The organism is Nocardia sp. NPDC058497 (assembly GCF_042720195.1).
GTDB lineage: Bacteria > Actinomycetota > Actinomycetes > Mycobacteriales > Mycobacteriaceae > Nocardia.
On sequence record NZ_JBHXMY010000604.1, the window covers coordinates 1 to 3,473 of the forward strand.

General features: G+C 69.7%; 4 protein-coding genes. 2 read left to right on the top strand and 2 right to left on the bottom strand.

Annotated features, from left to right (window positions below; genetic code table 11):
- Together ACFWPJ_RS28035 and carD are read right to left on the bottom strand one after the other, a co-directional pair.
- The coding region (locus ACFWPJ_RS28035; RefSeq protein WP_378855779.1) for a 2-C-methyl-D-erythritol 4-phosphate cytidylyltransferase at positions 1 to 510 on the bottom strand (510 nt) is incomplete at its 3' end.
- Between the two features lies 1 nt (position 511).
- Entirely contained in the window at positions 512 to 1,000 is a 489-nt protein-coding gene (gene carD, locus ACFWPJ_RS28040; RefSeq protein WP_019044685.1) for an RNA polymerase-binding transcription factor CarD, read from the bottom strand.
- Positions 1,001 to 1,351: 351 nt separating this feature from the next.
- Here carD and ACFWPJ_RS28045 point away from each other — a divergent pair, with 351 nt between their 5' ends.
- Both ACFWPJ_RS28045 and radA read left to right on the top strand, forming a co-directional pair.
- On the top strand, positions 1,352 to 2,059 hold the full coding sequence (locus ACFWPJ_RS28045) for a hypothetical protein (RefSeq protein ID WP_378855781.1): 708 nt from the start codon (positions 1,352 to 1,354) through the stop codon (positions 2,057 to 2,059).
- 79 nt (positions 2,060 to 2,138) lie between these two features.
- Positions 2,139 to 3,473 (top strand): DNA repair protein RadA (gene radA / locus ACFWPJ_RS28050; RefSeq protein ID WP_378855783.1); only part of this gene is annotated, 1,335 nt, incomplete at its 3' end.

Below are 3,473 nucleotides of genomic sequence, written 5' to 3' on the forward strand. Positions count from 1 at the left end.
GGCGGCCGCGCCGCCGGGGGGCGGCGCGGCGCCGCCGCCCCCGCCCCCCCCCCCCGGGGGCGCCCCCGCTCCCCCGGTTTCTCCCACGGCCCGGGGGGGGCGGCGGGCGGCCCGCCCCGCCGGCGCCTCGGCGCCCCCCGCCGCCATCAACTCCGGGGGAGTGAGCGCGCGAGCGGCATCGTGCACGAGATAGAACGCGGCGTCGGGCGCGGCCGCGATCCCGGCGCGCACCGAATCGGTGCGCTCGGCGCCGCCAACGACGACCTGCACCGGCACAGGGGGCATCGAACCGCCGGTCAGTGAGGTGGTGGACAGCAGAGCGGACGCGGCATCGACCAGGTCGGCGGGCACGACCACGACAACCCGGTGCACCGCACCGGACGCGATCAGCCCGTCGACAGCCAACCGGACCATAGGTGTGCCGCCGACCGGGACGAACGCCTTAGGGGTGGATTCACCCAGGCGCACGCCACGACCGGCGGCAGGGACCAGTGCTACGACAGGTCGCACTCTAGGAAGCCGCGGCGAGGACCTCGTCGAGCAGCGATTCGGCCTTGCCGTCGTCGGTGCCCTCGGCGAGCGCGAGCTCACCGACGAGGATCTGACGAGCCTTGGCCAGCATCCGCTTCTCACCGGCGGACAGGCCGCGATCCTGCTCACGACGCCACAGGTCACGCACGACCTCGGCCACCTTGTTCACATCGCCGGAGGCGAGCTTCTCGAGGTTGGCCTTGTAACGGCGGGACCAGTTGGTCGGCTCCTCCGTGTGTGGCGCGCGCAGCACCTGGAAGACGCGGTCGAGACCCTCCTGGCCGACGACGTCACGGACGCCGACATATTCGGCGTTCTCTGCGGGAACCCGAACGGTCAGGTCGCCTTGCGCGACCTTCAGGACCAGATACTCTTTCTGCACACCCTTGATGGTGCGGGTCTCGATTGCTTCGATCAGCGCCGCTCCGTGGTGGGGGTAAACGACGGTGTCTCCGACCTTAAAAATCATGTGTCCCGTGCCCCTTTCGATGTTCACAGTTTAACATGCGACTCGATAACGGCGCGATCAACTGTGCAGGTCAGGGCCACAACGAGGCCATCGTAGGGGTTGACAATGCGGAATTGTTGTGCATTGTCTTGCGCCAGAACGGGTTAACCACCAGCACAGCGAGCCGTCATCGGGGCGCCCGCGCCCGGCATCGATCCGGCAACCCTACTCCGGACACCGAACTGTTACTTCCGCGCCCGCGCGTCGCGAGCCCGGACGCCACGCGCGCGGAGCGAACTACTACGCTGCCTAGTTACTACCCTCCGATCCCTGTGTGGACGGAGTGAGCCCGGTCGACATGGAGGACAAACCGTGACTGCCCTGAAAGCTGTGACCGCCCCGTCGGCGCGACGTCGCATGGTGACGGTTGCCGCGCTCGCCGCTGCCGCGGGCATCGCCCTGACCGGCTGCAGCGCCGGCCAGCACACCCAGACGTCGTCGCAGGCCGCCGCCATCAACGGTAACCACGCCGATGTCGGCGCGATCTCCCTGCGCAACGTGCACATCGTGTACCCCGAGGCGGCCGCCGAGCACGACAAGGGTGGCAAGGCGGTGATCGCGCTGTCGATCATCAACAACAGCGAAACCGTCACCGACGAGCTGACCAGCGTGACCACCGACCTCGGTCAGGTCAAGCTCACCGGCCCGGCGGGCGACGCCAAGTTCGTGCTGAAGCCGCAGCAGACCGTTGTCGCGGGCCCGGTCAAGGTCGCCGCCGCCCCGTCGGACGACCACCACGCGTCGCCGACCACCACGGCGGCCCCGACCACCACCGGCGCGCCGACCACCACGGCGGCACCGGCTGGCGACAAGCCGTCCATCGATCCCGAGGCCAAGCCCGGCACGATCGAGATCACCGGTCTGACCAAGCAGATCTACCCGGGTCTGACCTACAACGTCACTTTCAACTTCAAGAACGCGGGCACCGTGCAGATGGCCGTCCCGGTCGACGCCGCCTCGGTCGAGCGCGTCGAGAACGAGAAGTCCGGCCCCGCCCCCGAGGGCAGCGGCGGGCACTGATTTTCGGTGCAGCAGGGAAGCCGTCGCGGTGATCGCGGCGGCTTTTCTTTTTGTCGGAGCCGATCCGTAGGGTGCGCGTGTGGCCAAGACCAAAGCTGTCTTCCGGTGCACCGCGTGCTCGCACGAGGTGTCCAAATGGGTGGGGAAATGCCCCGAGTGCGGCGCCTGGGGGACGGTGAACGAGACCGCCGCGTCCGCGTCCGCCGCGGCGCCGGGGCGGCGGGCGATGCTGCCGACCACGGCGGCGGCACCGCTGTCGCAGATCGACGCCAAGGTCACCCAGGCGCGGTCGACGGGGGTCAGTGAGCTGGATCGGGTGCTCGGCGGCGGTGTCGTGCCGGGTTCGGTGGTGCTGCTCTCGGGTGAGCCTGGCGTCGGCAAGTCGACCCTGTTGCTCGAGGTCGCCCACCGGTGGGCCGCCCAGCGCAGCGAGACCTCGCTGTATGTGACGGCCGAGGAATCCGCTGGGCAGGTGCGCCTGCGGGCCGACCGCACCGGCGCCGTGCACGACCGGGTGTACCTGGCCGCCGAATCGGACCTGTCGATCGTGCTCGGGCACGTGGAACAGGTGCGGCCGACGCTGCTGGTGGTCGACTCGGTGCAGACGATGCTGGCGCCCGAGGTGGACGGCGTGATCGGCGGCGTCACCCAGGTCCGCGCGGTGACCGCGGCGCTGACCTCACTGGCCAAGGCCAGCGGGATCGCCGTGCTGCTGGTCGGCCATGTCACCAAGGACGGCAATGTCGCGGGCCCGCGCACGCTCGAGCATCTCGTCGACGTGGTGCTGCAATTCGAGGGCGACAAGAACTCCACGCTGCGCATGATCCGCGGCATCAAGAACCGCTTCGGCAGCGCCGACGAGGTGGGCTGCTTCGAACTGCACGAAGACGGCATCGCCTGTGTCGACGACCCGTCCGGGCTGTTCCTGCACCACCGCACCGACACCGTCCCCGGCACCGCGGTCACCGTGGCGATGGACGGGAAGCGCCCGCTGGTAGCCGAGGTGCAGGGCCTGACCGTCAAGACCGAGATTCCCCAGCCCCGCCGTGCCGTGAGCGGCCTGGACTACAACCGGGTGGCCATGGTGCTCGCCGTGCTGCAGAGTCGCGGCCGGGTGTTCCTCGGCAAGCACGACGTGTACGCCGCGACCGTCGGCGGCATGCGCCTGGTCGAGCCGACCGCCGACCTCGCCATCGCCCTGGCCATCGCCTCCGCCGAGGCCGATATCGCCCTGCCCGCGGGCTGGGTGATCCTCGGCGAGGTGGGCCTGGCGGGCGAAGTCCGCAAGGTCACCGGCCTGGGCCGCCGGCTCGCCGAGGCCGAGCGCCACGGCGTCACCACCCCCCACGGCCCGGTCTCTTATAAACAAAAACCACCCCACCAGAGCGTAAAAAATATCGGTAGTCGTGTGGGG